Origin of the sequence: Lyngbya sp. CCY1209, assembly GCF_035615495.1 — a bacterium.
In the GTDB taxonomy this organism is placed as follows: Bacteria; Cyanobacteriota; Cyanobacteriia; order Cyanobacteriales; family Microcoleaceae; genus Limnospira.
Map to the genome: position 1 here is coordinate 1 of NZ_JAJENU010000711.1, position 204 is coordinate 204.

At 50.0% G+C, this 204-nt stretch carries 1 protein-coding gene; it reads left to right on the top strand.

Going from position 1 to position 204, the window contains the following annotated elements; all coding sequences use genetic code 11:
• Positions 1 to 36: 36 nt before the first annotated feature.
• On the top strand, positions 37 to 204 hold a 168-nt coding region (locus LKE08_RS29165; RefSeq protein ID WP_324707807.1), incomplete at its 3' end, for a zinc ribbon domain-containing protein.

Here is a 204-nt window from a genome sequence, read left to right on the forward strand (position 1 = left end):
TACAAAGCAACGGCTAAAGGTGTCCCCGTTGTTCTGGTGAACCCTGCGTACACCAGTCAGACTTGCCATAGATGCCTGCATATCCACCCCGAAAGAGGAAAGTCTTACCGCTCTGGCAAGACTTTCAAGTGTGGGTATTGCGGATGGGAAGGCGACGCTGATTTTAATGGAGCCAACAATATCAAACGTCTTGGAGGCGTTGTA